This is a genomic window from Candidatus Borreliella tachyglossi (assembly GCF_003076595.1).
Classification (GTDB): Bacteria; Spirochaetota; Spirochaetia; order Borreliales; family Borreliaceae; genus Borrelia; species Borrelia tachyglossi.
In genome coordinates this window covers 62,085-78,423 of the sequence record NZ_CP025786.1, presented here as the reverse complement: position 1 = coordinate 78,423, position 16,339 = coordinate 62,085, and the positions used below count along the sequence as shown (strand labels likewise).

Below are 16,339 nucleotides of genomic sequence, written 5' to 3'. Positions count from 1 at the left end.
AGGTTTTATACTAATAACAATTAGATTAATCTAATTGTTATTAGTATAAAACCTGGTTTACTTTAAATTTTTAAAATCTTTGTAGAACAAAATTGATCTTCCACACCCATCAAAAAGAACAATCACTCTATTATAAAAGTGGCCAACTTTGAAAGTAAAATCTATTAATTGCAAAATCCTCTAGACTTTTACAATTAATTTTGGTATTATCAATTTATATTAAATATTAAAATAAATTATTAATATAATGTTCTGTTATAAAGGATAAAAGATGAAAAAATGTGTATTTTTATTACTACTTACTATGCTATCATGCAAATCTATAAAGAATACTCAAGACATGGGTGAAGATCCTAAGCAGTATGATGAGCCTAGAACAAACTCCAAATGAAGATAAAGCGGTTCTGCACCCTAAGCTATAAGCTAATACAATAAACTCAGAATAGTTCTGAGTTTATTTAAAAAGCGTGCTAAATTTAGTGTATTGGGTAAGCCTTTATTTAAAATTTTAACCACATTATTATTTGCAACCAATTTGTTTGCAAAGCCTCCTTTGCAGACACACTCAAAAGCAGTAGAGGCAGTGCACACAAGATACTATTCCGGAGAATTTGAGTATAATACCCAAGATCAACCAATAAAAAAATTTATGCAAGCGTTACAAACAATAGAAAACAACATTTCACTTGACTACAGCAAAAACAGCGTGGAATATCTATACTTAAAACTGTTAATCGCACTGGTTATGTGCGATATTGCACACCTATCAACTAGCAAAAGCGAAAGCGAGTTAATTATTGCAAAAGTCACCCAAACTTATGAACATGGTACCCAAATTCAAGCAAGCCCAGAAGTACACCCAGACTACTGGCGTGCATTAGGTGAGCTTGCTTTAAAGTTAACAATTCATGATCCCCTAAGTGCATATTTTTATACTGTAAATGGCAAGAGGTATCTAGATAAAGCACTCGCTATACATCCAGATAACATTAATTTAATTATTCCCTTCATAATATTTCATATTAAGGGTGTATCAAATCTTACATTCAACAAAATAAGGATTACAACAAACTATCTTAAAATAGCAGATCAACTACCACTAAATAGCAGACAAAATTTCATAAAAGAAATGGCTAAGAGCTCTCTTCTAGTACGCACTAGAAAAAGACTGGAGGGGATAGCAGCGTTAAAAGAAGCACTTAAAATATTCCCAAACAGCCAATTAGTGCCTGAAGCAATTGAAGCCATCAAGCAAGGAAATTCTTTCTTTTAAACAGCTTACATACAAAATTGTCATTACTCATAAATTGTAGCACTTAAAACGAATATATTACAGGATAACATTTTTACTATGTTAAATATTGAAATGAATCGTAATATTTAATAGTATAAAGCATTATGAAGAACATAGCTATTATATTTTTAATTTGCTTAAAATCAATGTTAATGGCTAGTGAATTCTACGATATCAGTATAAAAAAAGGCCGCTTTGGATACAACATTAACTATTTTAATATACCTCCTAACAATATTAGTCTTTTTTATTATATATTTATTAACGATTCAACTCTTGGATCATCAATAAGTTTTGGAACAGATTACTGTAAAACGTTATTCCTAAACTCTGGCATCCACTATGGGTTTAGAAGCTTCTCATCACATATATTTTATACAAGTAATATCCCATTTTCATTTAATCATCAATATATTGAACATATAGGTTCGTTAAATCTTGGATATAATTTCAATTATTTTAAACTTGAAAACAACTTTAAAATAGGGCTCATGAACCATTCACCCAAGCTACCTGATGCTCAACTAAAACCTTACAAATTTATTAACACCCTAACACTTATTAATACTGTTTTATTTCTCCTGCCTCTCTACTACTCTGAGACACAAAGGGCTGAAACTAACATCTCGTTTTCATACAAATATATACCAGAATACCAAGATAATATTTACAAGATACACTGGACTGCAAAGTATTTAGTCTCTATACCTTACAGTGAAATAGGTCTCAAATCTGACATTATTCACTCAGGCTATTTAGGAGGCAATACAAACTTCAAAATAGGTAATGATTATAACGCAATAAACTTATACTCGCTAGCATTTTTTCCTAAAAACATAAGTACTCGCTTTAATACTATCTTAAATCTTGAAGTTGAATACAGACTCTTTTTTCTGCAACATTTAGAAAATATTGCATCTGATTTATTTTTAAGCGCCTCATCCAATATTGGGCACGGCATAATGGAAGTGCCCCTTAGCAAATCCCAATTATTATACATTATAAATTTTGGAATCGGATACAAATTTAACAGAGAAATTCCTTTCACATTAAGGATTGGTTTTAATCAAAATATGCAACTACTCATTGGATTTTTCTCAAGTCCAATAACCTTTAGCAACTAATGCATAAAAATACTTATCTTTACTTTTATAAACACGCTAAAAATAAAATTAACAGATTTTATACTAACTTTTAAAATCAACAAAAAACAACTTTTGAATACTAAAATATAACAATTGTTTTCCAGTATTCAAGAGTTAGTTCAAGCTTTATTATTACAATCCATGTATGATAAAACAAATAATAAGATACTATAAAATAGGTATATAAGTTAACAAAAAGAAATAAGTCTATTAGACATAATCTCATCCACGTTCATTATTGTACTCTCTCTATATTATTAAGTTTATTCACCTCAGTTTCATTCCATGTTACAATTTTTGTATGCTTATCTTTATCAATCTTAAAGAAATAATAAAGCACAGCACATATAATTGGCCAAACAAAAATTACAAACCTACCTGAGTAATAACTATTGAACCACCGAAGTGCTTAAACCACCTTATTATCCCATCTTTTATCTAAACCTCCAATGATAGTACAATATTGGTGGCATAAGTAAACATCTTCATTGTAATACAATTTTTAGTAAATTCCGATGATTTGCTAAAAATATTAAAAATTCGCTTAGAGAAAACATAACTTCCCTTACAAACCGAAAGTGTAATAATTGAATTCTTTTACAAAGGCATGATTAAACCATAAAACCTATTTGCTCTTATTTTGATTCTTTGGCACATGCAATTTAGTTTCATGCCATACTTGAACTTCTTGACGCTTATGTCCACTCATCTCCCAGAAATAAAACACAGCACATATAGATGACCAAATAACAATATATACCAACACATACACAGCTCCTTGCCCCATGATTAATATATTCCTTACTTTGCCTGTTTTGATATCTTTTATTTTAACATCATCAAAATTGTCAAATTGATTATTTTCCATACTATACCTCTCTAATAAGTATGTTATTAAATGTCTTAAGCATAATGCAATTTATAAAAAAATAAAACTTTCCAAAAAACTTAAAATTGATTTTATTAAGTATACATCAATAAATTAGATCATCTTCAATTGAAAACAATCTAACTTATTTGATTTATGGAGGTTTCTTAAACTTGGCAAGCTTAAAAACTAAGTCTGCCATTTACTTTCAAAACACTTAGGGAGTATATTATAACCAATTATAGTTCACAAATAATACATTACACTATTTTAAGGAAGTGTATTAAAATTGCCTGATGATACAAAATCTTGAGTACAAAACCAATATTCCCTTAAGAGAGTTGAAATTAACCATGCATCTCTTTTCCAAAATAGTATTAATTAAATCTCATTCTTATTGATCAAAAATAACTAAAGAATATATAATGATATCACACTAAAATCGTCAAATATAAATTATAATATATAAAAATACTTCTTTGCATGCTAGCAAACCAAAACATGCAAGTAAAACAACCATTGCCGTTCTCAAACAAATATTTAAAATCATAAGCGTTTAAAATCTTTAAGTAAAAAACCCATTTGTGATACGTAAAAAATATTTTAAGGACAATCTTTATGAAAGAAAAATCTACTAAGAAAGACAGGGCACCAGATTTACTTGAACAAAAAGTCAAAATAAACACAAATAGTAGCAGCACTCAAAGTAATCTTGAAAAGGTTAGAAACGTAGCCAAGACTCCAATCAAAGATCAACCAACTACAAAGCACAAACATTATGAAGGCAGACTCATACATCGTGATTCGCTTCAAGAGAGTTTTATTGATATGAGCACCATGAAGGATAATTTTAATCCATTCATGCAAGCACAATACTACATCAGAACATATCCTCTGCAGTTAAATGCAAGCATTGAACTTAAAGCAGAAACCACCTCCTTAGATAATCAAAACATAATCATGCTTACTAAAGCAAAACTAAAATCCCTAAGTATTCTTGCTCATAAAAGAAGCATGAACCGCAAGGGAATACAAAACTTAATTAAACTTAAAAATCATGCAGACTTTAAACTCTTTTATGACAACAATAATATAAAATACAGCTTAAATTTTGAAGATAACCACAAGAAAACAATAAACTTAATACCATATCTTAATTACCACGGTTTATTTAGCCTACATAGTGCAATAAAAGAGACTCCCACATCAGGAACTCTATTATTTGCAAGTTCATTTTATGTAGCAATTGATTTTAAATGGACATATCTTAATTTTCTTGAATTCCAGAAACAGATAACTAAAATCAAACTTATCCACTCACGCCAGCTTCAATACTCTTATTATTTATCAATAAGTAAAAACATCTCACAGCTACTGGAAATACTGATTGATAGTAAACAACTTAAAGAATTTATTAGATAATAATTTAATTAAAAAGTTAAATTCTTTTCACATAATATTGATTAAATATAATCAGGTATATATAATATAAAAATATACTAAATATAAATTTTAAAGGTTAAAGAATTATAAAGTGTATAAAAAAATATTTATTTATCATTTCAACAATATTAAAACTTTTAATATTGCATCTTATTTCCAAGACACTCTTTATATGGCTTGGGAGTACGGCTTTTGCTGTACACTTGGTTCTAAATCAACTTGTTATACAGTTGGTCATATTCTTTATTTCCTTTTTACAATGGAGCAAAAACACATTTAATCAAAATCTAACCTCTTATTAATACATTTAATACAAAAGATAACTAGTAATTCTCATTTTTATCTTCTTCTCACCTTAGGGGTTCTTTAACTTTAAAGAACCCCTTTCTTCTTAGTAGCAACTACTTTAATTAATTGCTACTGGATGATCACCTTGATTTAACAGGATAACTTAATCGCATAATAATCTATCCTAAAGACAATCATAAAGCAACATACATCAAGGCCCTAAAGACAATCCAGATTCCTAAAAAACGTAACTTTACTTGATAAAATTCACTTAAAACAGTATACTATATTCATCTAATTAAAATCACAACATATAATTGTTAATTCAAAATCACAACACAGATATATCTAATTTAAATAAATAATATAAATACCCAATATAAAAGGAGACCAAATAAATGAGGAAAAGGTTAATATTTATTTTAATTTGCATAATTATGCTAGCCTGTGCTCAAGAGCCTAAAGACAAAAAATCAACAATTAGTAGAACGCCTAAGCACACAATCACAAAACCAGAAAATACGCAAGTGCACCAACAAGATGATGCCTCCACCAAGAGCCCAGGCAGCAAACCAACAACACCAGATCAAACTCCCGCTATAGCCCCAACAGAAAGCACCAGCGAGGAACAAAATTACACTCCAGAAACCAAGAATCAGGACAGTGGCACACTTTCAATCTTAACAGAAGATGAATATTACAAGAACTATTTTGCTACCAAAGAATATGCTATCAAAGATATAAACCCAAAATCAAATATAAATATAGACATTAGCATGAGAAACAATCGCACTGATTATCCTCTTTTTACAGATGTAAATCTTACACACATGAGATTAATTGTACATATCTCTCCAGTGCTAGGCATCTTCAACATAAAAGACACAAACGACTTGTCAAAGAGTAACAACTTGGAAGAGCTCTTAAGGTTGAGCCCTTCTTCTATAGAAATAATGTTATACTCCAAAAAGAATAACAATACAAGCATAATCATGCCTTTATCCAAAAGGTTCTCAGATGATCTGCGTGAAATATATACAAATCATTCACTTAGTAATCTAATTTACAATGGTTCATTACAACTTAGAATTAAGTATGACGAACCTTACAAAACAATAAGCACTGCAACATTTTTTCAACTAATAAATGGAAAAGACATTTCACTCTCTCCAGCAAATTATCACGAGCCATACTACAAGCTTCTATTTAAAGGTGATGATATCGTAAATCTATTAGAGTCAATAAATACTCTCTACAAAATAAAAGAATTATTGCGAGACTAGCCTTTTAGAAGATTAAAAATCAAATTTTCTCATAAGAGCTTCATTGTTACAATGAGGCTCTTATCGTTATTGACTGTTACGAATAAATATCACATATAAATTTTTACTGCTCAGGGTAAGTCAACATTACACATCAAAATTGATAAAACCTTAAAGGCAATCCAGAGTCCTATAAAAACGTAACTTTACTTGATAAAATTCACTTAAAACAGTATAATATAATTATCTAAGTAAAATATAATCAAAATCACAACATATAATTGTTAATTCAAAACCTCAGCACAGATATATCTAATTTAAATAAATAATATAAATACCCAATATAAAAGGAGACCAAATAAATGGGGAAAAGATTAATATTTATTTTAATTTGCATAATTATGCTAGCTTGTGCTCAAGATATCAAAAAAACACTCCCACCCTCCATGGCTGATACGTTAACTCCTGATCAAACTACAACTACGGCTGCTGACACGTTGACTCCTGCTCAGACCACAACTACGGCTGCTGACACGTTGACTCCTGCTCAGACTACAACTACGGCTGCTGACACGTTGACTCCTGCTCAGACTACAACTACGGATGATAAGATCGCTGAAGAAAGACGAATACGAGAAGAAAAAATGAGAGAAGGTCATAGAATTCAAATACTAGAGGATAACCTTCCAGTGGATTACTACGCTACCGAAGAACATGCCATCAAAGATATAAACCCATTAGCAGATAACATAAGCATGGATTTTGGAAGATTACGCATATCTGAAAGGTATATTACAAATCAAGCTGGGCAGACCAAACCCGTACAACTAAATGCAAATTACCCTATTATCCAGAGAGCAAATTTAACGCATTTCAAAATCCTTGTAGACAAACTCGAACTAAACAGCATGGGAATTCACAACCTAGATGCACTAATAAGCGAGGACCATCTCATTGAAACTCTCAGATCAAATAATGAGAATTCTTTACTTTTAATGTTATACTCTAAAGTGAATAATCAGGAATACATAATTTTACCTCTCAGTAAAGCTTTCCAGCAGGATATTAACAAAGCATTCAATAAAGCTTCAGTGAATATATCTCACAATATCAAACTAAAAATTAACAAGGATTCAGATAATTACTCAGTAATTAAATTCGCAACAATTAATCCAAATAGCGCTGTTTCAATATCAATAGAAACTAATCAATATTTTATATCCCAACAACTAACAAAATATAAACTTATACTTAGCAAGAAGTTTGAATACCTATTAGAGGAACTAGTAGACAATGTGTATGCAATAAAAAATTTAATGAAAACACCTTTTGTAGGATATTAAAATAAAATAATCATAATAGCTTCATTGTTATAATGAAGCTATTCTTGTTACTTACTGTTGCATTAAATACTAGTCTTAAAGGCATTATCAAGATTTAAAATTGTAATCTTATTAATAAAACTCACTTAAAATACTAAGATGATGATGCAATATATTACCCTAGTTTAATGGTAAACTAGATAAAAATGGAAAAGTTAATATTCATTTTAATTTGTATAAGTATGCTACAATACAAAGCAAAAAAATTACAAACCCAGAACCGCTAGTAGTTAAAGACCTAATGAAAGACTCCGGTATGATACTAAAACTTATGAAAATTATTCATAAGAGCTACATTCTAAATGGAACTCTTTTTTATAACACAACAGACTTTACATGCACATTAGATTTAAACATTAATTCCTTATTGCTTAAAAACAGAAGAACATGTACTCAAAATTAATAAAACCTTCAAGACAATCTTGAGATCTAAAAAGTGTGTTTCTCATTGATAAAATCTGCTTAAAGCAGTATAATAATGTAGACATATCTAAAGATCTTAATACAGACATCCAATTAAAATAAAAAGGCTATCAATATAAAAGGAGAACATATAAATGGGGAAAAGGTTAATATTCATTTTAATTTGTATAAGTATGCTATCTTGCGACCTTATGATCAACAAATCATCAAAACAAAAAGGATCCAAAAAACCCTCAACCAAAATAGAAAACCAAGATACGCAAAACCCATTCAAGCCAGATGGCAGTGCAAGCAATATATCAGACGATATCTCTAACCCAACAATACCAGACGCTACCTCGAGCACACAAGCGCAACAAGGCAATACAAGCGATAATCAAGATAGCACACAAGATCAAGATAAAAAAGACAGCGTTCCTGCACCCCAAAGACCAGACATTAATCCAGAACCCCAAAGACCAGACATTAATCCAGAACCCCAAAGACCAGACATTAATCCAAAACCTAAGAAACCAGAACCGCCAATAAAAGAAAGTCCTACAATTACAATAAAAGAATCTCATCGAACAACCGAATACTATTATAAAGATTACGAACCAGACCTTATAAGCCCAGCATGCAAGATTAATATGAATCTCTTCATGGTGACCAATAACAGAGATTATCCTATTATTAACAATAAAAGGGTCACACATGTAAGACTACTTGCTCAAAAAAATATAGTACAGCGTGCAGGTATTAGACATATAAGCGATCTAGCAAAAAAAGACTTCCTTGAGATCCTAATGGATCCTAATAGACCACATATCCACGCTTTAAAGCTTATGTTATTATCTGAAGACCAAGATTACATAATAGTACCTTTCAATGTAATATTTGCAGAAGATATTATAAACACCTGCAGAAACTCTAAAGATATAGTTATGACAATCCCAGAACATATGATTGGTATGAAACTTGGAAATGACGATATCTACACATTCCGCCCCTTTACAAGATTTAGTCTAATAGACAATGAACAATTGATATCAATGGAAACAAAAGAATTACCACACTCACCCTCACACAAGATTACACTCGGCGTTGATATTGCCGGTCTATTAAAATTAATGTGCCATATTCCGTATCTAAAAGATTATGTACAAATCGAATACCCAGTAAAATAAGCCCTGCTTGACAATAGGAGCCTTATTGTAACAATGAGGCTCCTATTGCTAACTAAACACAATTCAAATAAAATTATTATATTATCATAACATAATAACATAATAATTGATTAAAAATAATACAACTGGTATAATATCTACAAGCATCAACAAAATACAAGTAAATATAAAGGTTAAGGAGTTCAAAATGTTTCAAAGAACCTTTTTCATTTTTATTTGTATGTTAATGTTCTCTTGTAATTTAGGCCCACTTAGTGTATTACGCCACACCTTAGACATATTGGATAAGTATCATCACAAATACGAAAAAGTTATTAAGCAAGACCACGAGGAGGAAATTTATGATGATGTGGAAGAGATCTTTGATGAGCTAGGGGCTGGGAATGGCAATTATTTTTAAATATAACATCTTTTATAATCACTTAAAGTAGAGTACAAATTTACACAAAAATTAATATATTATTTTTAAAAGTAAAATTAAGTTTATTTCAAAAAAACATTTAAGTACAAAAATCTTAAATTCCAAGGAGTACTCTTAATGCATATAAATTTAACAAAAATCTTAATATCTCTTTTAATAATTCTAATAGTAGCTTGTAAACCAACTACAATAACCAACGAATTAGACTATGAGCTTGATGATCTAGCGCGACAAAGAGAGCTTGCAAGCAAAGAGAATAAACAAAGAGAAGAGCAGGCACAAAAACAGAAGGAGCAACAAGAAGAGCTAGCAAGCAAAGAGAATAAACAAATAGAGGAACAGGCACAAAAATCTAAAGAACAAAAAGAAAAACAGGAAATGCGAGACAAGGAACTACGAGAAGAACTGGCACGAAGACATAGGGAGCAACAAGAAGAACAGGAGAAAAGAGAAAAAATTCAACAGAGAGAAAAAGAAATTCTTGATAGCAAGCTCAAAAACCATAAAACATATCCTTTATACTCAAACATAACAATTTTTATGGGAAACTTACTAAAAGATACTCAAAAGAAAATCAAAATCGTAGCTGGAAAACTGAACTCAATAACCATATTTGCAAACAGGCACGAAATGAGAAAGAGGGGCATAGGACATATAGACTACCTTATAAAAAGCAATGCATTTGAAGAATTATTTAATTTAGGGGGAATTACCTATACTCTAAATTTCACAGACAGATACAATAATACATTTATGTTAACAGCTAACCCTCAAGCACAAGGATTTCAAATGCTTTACTCATCCATAAAGAGCGGCGATAAAAGACTAACCGTAATATCAGACAAAAACTACTACGCTTTCAGAGTAATACCTAAAACAGATGATCTTGCAATAGACCTTGATGAGGTATACCATCAGGAAGATCTACTCAACTTTAATAGATTTGAAGTAAAGGGAAGCAACATAGAACTTAGCAATACGAACTTCGACAACAGAGACTATTATTTTTCAATAAGCTATGATATTATTGCACTACTTGAAAAATTATTTAATTTTCAAGTATTAAAAAAATTTATTGGTCATTAAGCTTGTATTTTTAAGATATAAGATAAATCCAACTCAAAATTTAGAAAAAGTTTATTTCTAAATCAATTTAGTATAAAGCAAATTTAATATAGAAGTTCACGCTTCTTCTGTTTTTTGGGGTTCGAATTTAGATTCGAACCCCAATTTTTAAATAAATGCCTTTCTAGAAGTGCAAAATATAGCATGCCCTTAAAAGCTTTGTTAGCTACCTTAAGGACATGTTTTTATTAAAACTTTTATTGTTTGTGCCCTAAGCTCAATACGCAATGAAAATCTTTTAGAAACCTATTGCTACTCCCAAAAGCGAATGAACTTATGGATCATTCAAGCCTTCTGATTGCTACACAAAATCGTTCACTTTATTCTCATCAGCAAGATTTAAGAAAGCTTATATTTCAAACAACCACTTAAATCCTTAAATTTATTATGAACATTACTCTGCTTAACCTCCAATTCCCAATTGTTTTACAAAAACATCAAATCCCCTACCAACTAAATACATAGTAGTAAGTGCCATAATAACATTTAAAGATCTAAAAAACTGTACCGTGATTCTTGTCTTATACTCAATTAAAGACATTTCCGAACTAAGTCTGCCCATGTCCTTATCAATCCTGCCTACCTCTGCATTAAATCTAGTCTCAAACCTATCTATTCGCTTACCCACCTTATCTATCTTTTCATTAAACTTAATTTCAACACCATTTATATCATCACTTAAATCATCTCTAATGTTGTTTAAATCTACCTTAATGTTACTTACATCCGTATTAAAGTTATTTATTTCTGTCCTAATGTTATTACTTTTTTCATCTAGGCGATCAGTACGATCTAGCATCCTATTATTAAGAGAATTAAACTTTTCCTCTAATCTATAGTGTTCAATAATCTGGTCATTAACCGACTTAATGCTATAATCCCGTCTAATATCCTCAAGGTTATTTGCACTATTATCAATTTTCTCATCAACTGCTTGGTTCTCCATTTCAATATTCATGCTCTCTCCTCGGATATAAGTTCTCATTATACCCGTTCTTGATTTGTTCATCTTTTTCCTTATATCCGTTTTTGATTTGTTCATATCTACTGCTCCTTTTAAATAATTTGTTCACATTCATGTTATCTCCTTGTATATAAACTTTTTAACTTAAAAATTATAGTGATAGCCGAACAATTGCTCCACTTATTCTTTTAAGATCTACTAATTATATATCACTTTTTTGCTACTGTGGATTTTATTCTCATGCCATCTACCTGATGTAAGAAGATATCTTTTTTCTTACATCAGCAAAATTCTAAGGAAGATTATAAGTCTATATTTTGCTATAATAACTTAACTTTCCATGAGAGCATTACCCCACTTGCCCAACCAACTGTCTAACTACAACAACAAGTCCTTGACTGACAAAATAAACAGCACCAATTGCTCCCATAACAGTTAAAGATGCAACCAATTGCCCCTTAAATCCTAATTTATAATCAATAGAAGATATTACGGAACCGAACCGAACCATCTCACCATTAACGCCATCTATTTTCCCATTAATTCTAATTTCAACACCATCTATCTTATCATTAATCCTAATCTCAACGCCGTCCATCTTATCATTAAACCTAACCTCAACGCCATCCATCTTTGTATTAAGGCTAGTCTCAACCCTAGATATTTTAGTATTCAAATGATTCTTAATATCTTCTATCTTTGCATTCAAATCATTTGTAATGTTATTACTCTTCTCATCTAAATGCTTAAATCCATCTAACATCCTATCTTGAATAGAATTAACTCTCTCTTGTAATACATAATAATTAGCAATTTGATCACCGATTGGCACACTGTGGTAATCCTTATTAACCTTTCCAAGTTTATCTAAACTATCATGCATAGTTGCATTTAATGCTTCTTCGCTCTGAACTTTCATGGCTTAACCTCTTTCTTAATAAAAGTAATTCTTCAAAAAATACTCTTCACGCAAAATTAATCTTCACGCAGAAAATATTCTTAACATATTAGTCAATTATATATCACTTTTAATGCTGCTCTTGTTTATTCGCTAACATGACAGTTCCTCAATTCAATTTTTTGACAGATTTATATCTTGATATCTACCCATAAACTTTAAATATTTTGACAAAATTTTTTAAAGAAGTAGACTATAAAAATCCCAAAATGATCTTACTTCAAATTTTTGATAAATCCAATAAGTTTCTGCTAAATATGCTATAATTACATCAAGGTAGTTAAAAATGGACATTAAAATAGATAATGAATTTAATATAATTTTTGGTGACGATTTAAAAATAGTAGATGGGCAGGAAGAGCACAAGCAACGATTATTTTTATATTTAAAGACACCTGTGGGTAGCACTTATAATAAAAGCTATGGATTTAATTATAGCTTTTTTCTAAAACTTTTAAAAGCACAAAAGATGGAAGAAATTAAGACTTTTTTTGCAAATACTTTAAGAGAGTTAGAGATCAATATATTAAATGTCAGAGCAAAACAAGATAACAAAAAAATAATATTAAAATTTTTCCTAGCAGGCGATACTCTAAGCATGGAATATAGCTTATGAGCATAATATTTGACACTGAGCTTGGAATTCTTGCAAAAACAATAGATGAGATTCAAGCAGCAAAAAAAGATATTTTAAAAAGAGAACATAATATTTCAATAAAAGATAATTCACTATTTGACATAATAAATTATCCAAATTCTGCAATCGACATGGAAATAATTAAAGTATTAAATGAATTATTTTTGACACTTAAAGAAGGAGGAACTTACTTTAAAAGTTTACAAGAATCCCTAAGCATACCAAAAAGTTCAACTTATGAAGCAATAAAACATGCTCTTTTAATGATTGAAGGCGTGACGCATGCAAACATCATAAGTACTGCAGGAACAATTGAAATTCACATAATCTTTAATCCCCATTGGAGCAAAAATCCCTTAATTGACACGGAAACACAGATGAATATTTGGAAAGCAATATACTACACTTCTCCAAGTGGCACGGTATTTAAAGGACAAAATGAGGTTACATTTTTAAATAAAGATGGACAAAAAAAATCATATAAATTCAGCTTAGGTAAGGTTAAATATGCATATTTAAAAGCGTTATACAAAACTGAAACCCAAGAAGCAACTTATAAATCAATAGCTGAACAAATAAGAGAAATTTATAAAAATATAATTACAGAAAAGTATAAAGACATGGGCATTTCATTTCGGTACCAAGATTTCTTAAGCCCAGTTGGTCTAATTCGGGGAATTGGAAGCATACGAATTGGTATTTGCATAAAAGAAAGCCTAGACACTAAAATCACAGAGATCGACGAGAACAACTTTACATTTGACAAAGATTTTAAGATTAAAGAGAGTGAACTATTATCTTTTGATCCAAACTTACGTCTACTAATTGATAGAGAATAAAATGACAGAGATCCCACAATTTTTACAAAATACCCAGATTGAAAAAATTATGCAAAGTGAGCTTAATTTTAAAAAACAAATCTTGAGGGAACTTCGCAAATTATTAGAAAATTTTAGAACAATTAATGTAGAAGAGAGTATCAAATCAAGATATATCTCACTGATGATGCTATCTATATTTAAAGCGTTCCACTTAAAGGCGGGCATTAACAAAGATTTAATCCAATCTCTTAAGGCATTAATTTTTGCATTAAAATCAATAGGAACAGATGAGAGTTTCCACGTACTCTTTAAGGCCTTCTTGCACGCAAGAGTTGAAGTTAGTGTTAATTCTGCAACGCCTGGAGAGATTAACATTAAATTACTTGACAACATCAGATCACCAATTAGATTTAAAATAGCTGGCAAAATTAAGGGAGTAACTACAAAAATTAGTGTTAAACACAAAGGTCTATACAGAGAACTTGAATCTAACTATATTCCAAAAGACTTCAAAGATTCCGTTTATGGATTCATTAAAAGTCTAATTCCGGTTGGAAGAACTATTAAAATTTTTGACACCTATAACAAGGAAGTAAAATCATAATTTATCTTATCTTTAAATAAAACACAAATAAGGAGAATATATGAGTAATAATGAGTCTGATACAGAAGAATGCATACAAATAAAAGATTTTAACAGAAAAATTAAAGTTAACCAAAATGATCTCATACCAATTGATGATGTCATTGAAGAAACTTACGCCATTACATACAAAAACTTACTTGAACAAATTAAACAAGACACCTTTTATGAAGGTCTTGATTATTTCAAAAAAGTCATAAGAGAAATAATCTCTAAGGAATTACTTGAAGATGCATCATATACAGAGAAAATGTACTGTAAAGTAATATCGAAGCTAATAGGCCTTCAAACGGTACCAAGCCATATTGATTTTAATATGTTGTCTAACAAAATCAAAGAAACATTAATCTCAGGGCTTAATCACTCTGGATATGATGCAAAGTTAGGTAAAATATCCATATACAATCCGATCAAGCGCGATTTCGAACTAGTTGAATTTCAAAATTTCATCAATACTTTAAAAAAAATTTTTACAGAGAATACTAAATTAGAACAGCTAAGAGAGCATTCAAATAAGACCTTTGCAGAGATTACTAAGTTAGAACAGCTAAGAGAATATTCAAATAAGACCTTTGCAGAAAATACCAAACTAGAACAGCTAAGAGAGCATTCAAATAATACTTTTGCAAAAATAGACAGCGTTCAAGCAGTACACAATTCTCTACCTCAAACCTACATAAAAAAGATTAATATGTCTGATGAGTTAAACTTATCAATCAACAGTACCTCAAAGGGCACTATGCAAGACGACTTACAATTGCTTGCATTTGATCCTAAGAAAAAATCGATTCATAGATTAGACTTCCCTAATTACTTAAAGGGCATGCCTTCTAGCTTCCAGTACTGGAAAGAGCTAAAAAAATCAGACACTATGTACTATTACTATGAATTTAAAGACAACCCATTAATTGCAACCATGAGGAGCGAAGACCTAGAACTAAGATTCCCAAGAAGCATGAAAAATACAGTGGTTTACTTAGATATAACCATTAGGGCTGATGAATTTCCTGAAACTTCGAAAATAGTGGCTAAGAGCATACTTATTAGATTTTCAGAGAATAAAGCTACATCATATGAACAACTATACTATCATTTTAAGGGATTTACACAGCAAACTAAAAAACAAATTTTTCACGGGTGGTATATGATAAAATCTAGCATACACTATAATGATCCAGATAAAGATGTTCCGTATCTTGTAAAAATGTAGGGTTTACATATTCGGTTTTTGTTAAGTTTATGTTAAAATATAATTATAACAAAATTAAAAGTCTTATTCTTTATACACACAACAACATTTTTTAAAAATATTTAAAATGGAGGTAATATGAACGGGATATTTGAATTCTTATCCAATATTGATGAGGCAAAACTTATAATCATTGGGGGTATGACCTTACTTACAATAATCCCTTTAGCAATACTTTTAAGACCTGCTATAAGAGAAGCAATTAAAATACTGCGACACTTTATTGACAAGGATTACAAAAATTAAAATT

17 protein-coding genes are annotated in these 16,339 nt (G+C 30.2%); 13 read left to right on the top strand and 4 right to left on the bottom strand.

Annotated elements, in window-relative coordinates; genetic code table 11:
* The first annotated feature begins 649 nt into the window (after positions 1-649).
* A complete protein-coding gene (locus CR532_RS04865) occupies positions 650-1,273 on the top strand; it encodes a hypothetical protein (RefSeq protein ID WP_159076639.1) in 624 nt (207 codons plus the stop codon).
* Positions 1,274-1,398: 125 nt separating this feature from the next.
* Complete coding sequence (locus CR532_RS04860) at positions 1,399-2,418, top strand: hypothetical protein (protein ID WP_108729723.1); 1,020 nt, start codon at positions 1,399-1,401, stop codon at positions 2,416-2,418.
* A 646-nt stretch (positions 2,419-3,064) separates the two neighbouring features.
* On the opposite strand, the gene CR532_RS04855 is transcribed toward CR532_RS04860, so the two are convergent.
* Positions 3,065-3,307, bottom strand: coding sequence for a hypothetical protein (locus tag CR532_RS04855; protein WP_108729722.1), 243 nt, complete (start codon positions 3,305-3,307; stop codon positions 3,065-3,067).
* 618 nt (positions 3,308-3,925) lie between these two features.
* Between CR532_RS04855 and CR532_RS04850 the strand changes: the two genes are divergently transcribed.
* The 6 genes from CR532_RS04850 (at position 3,926) to CR532_RS04825 (ending at position 10,778) form a co-directional block, all read left to right on the top strand.
* Positions 3,926-4,729 (top strand): hypothetical protein, encoded by an 804-nt coding sequence (locus tag CR532_RS04850; protein ID WP_234416444.1) that lies wholly within the window; start codon positions 3,926-3,928, stop codon positions 4,727-4,729.
* Between the two features lie 707 nt (positions 4,730-5,436).
* Complete coding sequence (locus tag CR532_RS04845) at positions 5,437-6,321, top strand: hypothetical protein (protein WP_108729721.1); 885 nt, start codon at positions 5,437-5,439, stop codon at positions 6,319-6,321.
* Positions 6,322-6,662: 341 nt separating this feature from the next.
* Positions 6,663-7,643, top strand: a complete 981-nt coding sequence (locus CR532_RS04840) for a hypothetical protein (protein WP_108729720.1) — start codon at positions 6,663-6,665, stop codon at positions 7,641-7,643.
* 596 nt (positions 7,644-8,239) lie between these two features.
* Entirely contained in the window at positions 8,240-9,271 is a 1,032-nt protein-coding gene (locus tag CR532_RS04835) for a hypothetical protein (protein ID WP_108729719.1), read from the top strand.
* A 187-nt stretch (positions 9,272-9,458) separates the two neighbouring features.
* Complete coding sequence (locus tag CR532_RS04830; RefSeq protein WP_108729718.1) at positions 9,459-9,671, top strand: hypothetical protein; 213 nt, start codon at positions 9,459-9,461, stop codon at positions 9,669-9,671.
* A gap of 138 nt (positions 9,672-9,809) precedes the next feature.
* Positions 9,810-10,778 (top strand): hypothetical protein, encoded by a 969-nt coding sequence (locus tag CR532_RS04825; RefSeq protein ID WP_108729717.1) that lies wholly within the window; start codon positions 9,810-9,812, stop codon positions 10,776-10,778.
* Positions 10,779-11,220: 442 nt separating this feature from the next.
* On the opposite strand, the gene CR532_RS04820 is transcribed toward CR532_RS04825, so the two are convergent.
* The 3 genes from CR532_RS04820 to CR532_RS04815 form a co-directional block, all read right to left on the bottom strand.
* Complete coding sequence (locus tag CR532_RS04820) at positions 11,221-11,775, bottom strand: hypothetical protein (RefSeq protein WP_108729716.1); 555 nt, start codon at positions 11,773-11,775, stop codon at positions 11,221-11,223.
* Positions 11,765-11,896: a hypothetical protein gene (locus tag CR532_RS05460; RefSeq protein ID WP_259772301.1), complete on the bottom strand. Its 132-nt coding sequence runs from the start codon at positions 11,894-11,896 to the stop codon at positions 11,765-11,767. Before CR532_RS05460 ends, CR532_RS04820 begins: the two co-directional genes overlap by 11 nt.
* Positions 11,897-12,130: 234 nt before the next feature.
* A complete protein-coding gene (locus CR532_RS04815) occupies positions 12,131-12,700 on the bottom strand; it encodes a hypothetical protein (protein ID WP_108729715.1) in 570 nt (189 codons plus the stop codon).
* Between the two features lie 325 nt (positions 12,701-13,025).
* Between CR532_RS04815 and CR532_RS04810 the strand changes: the two genes are divergently transcribed.
* From CR532_RS04810 to CR532_RS04790, 5 genes are all read left to right on the top strand, one after another.
* A complete protein-coding gene (locus CR532_RS04810) occupies positions 13,026-13,355 on the top strand; it encodes a contractile injection system sheath initiator (RefSeq protein WP_108729714.1) in 330 nt (109 codons plus the stop codon).
* Positions 13,352-14,215, top strand: coding sequence for a DUF276 domain-containing protein (locus CR532_RS04805; protein ID WP_108729713.1), 864 nt, complete (start codon positions 13,352-13,354; stop codon positions 14,213-14,215). The genes CR532_RS04810 and CR532_RS04805 overlap by 4 nt, the downstream gene beginning before the upstream one ends.
* 1 nt (position 14,216) lies before the next feature.
* The gene (locus CR532_RS04800; protein WP_108729712.1) at positions 14,217-14,801 is read left to right on the top strand and encodes a DUF735 family protein; all 585 of its coding nucleotides are present in this window, start codon (positions 14,217-14,219) and stop codon (positions 14,799-14,801) included.
* Positions 14,802-14,841: 40 nt separating this feature from the next.
* Positions 14,842-16,050, top strand: coding sequence for a DUF685 domain-containing protein (locus CR532_RS04795; RefSeq protein ID WP_108729711.1), 1,209 nt, complete (start codon positions 14,842-14,844; stop codon positions 16,048-16,050).
* 117 nt (positions 16,051-16,167) lie between these two features.
* The gene (locus tag CR532_RS04790) at positions 16,168-16,335 is read left to right on the top strand and encodes a BlyA family holin (RefSeq protein ID WP_108729710.1); all 168 of its coding nucleotides are present in this window, start codon (positions 16,168-16,170) and stop codon (positions 16,333-16,335) included.
* Positions 16,336-16,339: the final 4 nt, after the last annotated feature.

Excerpts from the sequence above, each read along its gene's own strand:
- CR532_RS04865 (WP_159076639.1), top strand. The coding sequence starts at position 650 with ATGCAAGCGTTACAAACAATAGAAAACAACATTTCACTTGACTACAGC.
- CR532_RS04860 (WP_108729723.1), top strand. The coding sequence starts at position 1,399 with ATGAAGAACATAGCTATTATATTTTTAATTTGCTTAAAATCAATGTTA.
- CR532_RS04855 (WP_108729722.1), bottom strand. The coding sequence starts at position 3,307 with ATGGAAAATAATCAATTTGACAATTTTGATGATGTTAAAATAAAAGAT.
- CR532_RS04850 (WP_234416444.1), top strand. The coding sequence starts at position 3,926 with ATGAAAGAAAAATCTACTAAGAAAGACAGGGCACCAGATTTACTTGAA.
- CR532_RS04845 (WP_108729721.1), top strand. The coding sequence starts at position 5,437 with ATGAGGAAAAGGTTAATATTTATTTTAATTTGCATAATTATGCTAGCC.
- CR532_RS04840 (WP_108729720.1), top strand. The coding sequence starts at position 6,663 with ATGGGGAAAAGATTAATATTTATTTTAATTTGCATAATTATGCTAGCT.
- CR532_RS04835 (WP_108729719.1), top strand. The coding sequence starts at position 8,240 with ATGGGGAAAAGGTTAATATTCATTTTAATTTGTATAAGTATGCTATCT.
- CR532_RS04830 (WP_108729718.1), top strand. The coding sequence starts at position 9,459 with ATGTTTCAAAGAACCTTTTTCATTTTTATTTGTATGTTAATGTTCTCT.
- CR532_RS04825 (WP_108729717.1), top strand. The coding sequence starts at position 9,810 with ATGCATATAAATTTAACAAAAATCTTAATATCTCTTTTAATAATTCTA.
- CR532_RS04820 (WP_108729716.1), bottom strand. The coding sequence starts at position 11,775 with ATGAATATTGAAATGGAGAACCAAGCAGTTGATGAGAAAATTGATAAT.
- CR532_RS05460 (WP_259772301.1), bottom strand. The coding sequence starts at position 11,896 with ATGAATGTGAACAAATTATTTAAAAGGAGCAGTAGATATGAACAAATC.
- CR532_RS04815 (WP_108729715.1), bottom strand. The coding sequence starts at position 12,700 with ATGAAAGTTCAGAGCGAAGAAGCATTAAATGCAACTATGCATGATAGT.
- CR532_RS04810 (WP_108729714.1), top strand. The coding sequence starts at position 13,026 with ATGGACATTAAAATAGATAATGAATTTAATATAATTTTTGGTGACGAT.
- CR532_RS04805 (WP_108729713.1), top strand. The coding sequence starts at position 13,352 with ATGAGCATAATATTTGACACTGAGCTTGGAATTCTTGCAAAAACAATA.
- CR532_RS04800 (WP_108729712.1), top strand. The coding sequence starts at position 14,217 with ATGACAGAGATCCCACAATTTTTACAAAATACCCAGATTGAAAAAATT.
- CR532_RS04795 (WP_108729711.1), top strand. The coding sequence starts at position 14,842 with ATGAGTAATAATGAGTCTGATACAGAAGAATGCATACAAATAAAAGAT.
- CR532_RS04790 (WP_108729710.1), top strand. The coding sequence starts at position 16,168 with ATGAACGGGATATTTGAATTCTTATCCAATATTGATGAGGCAAAACTT.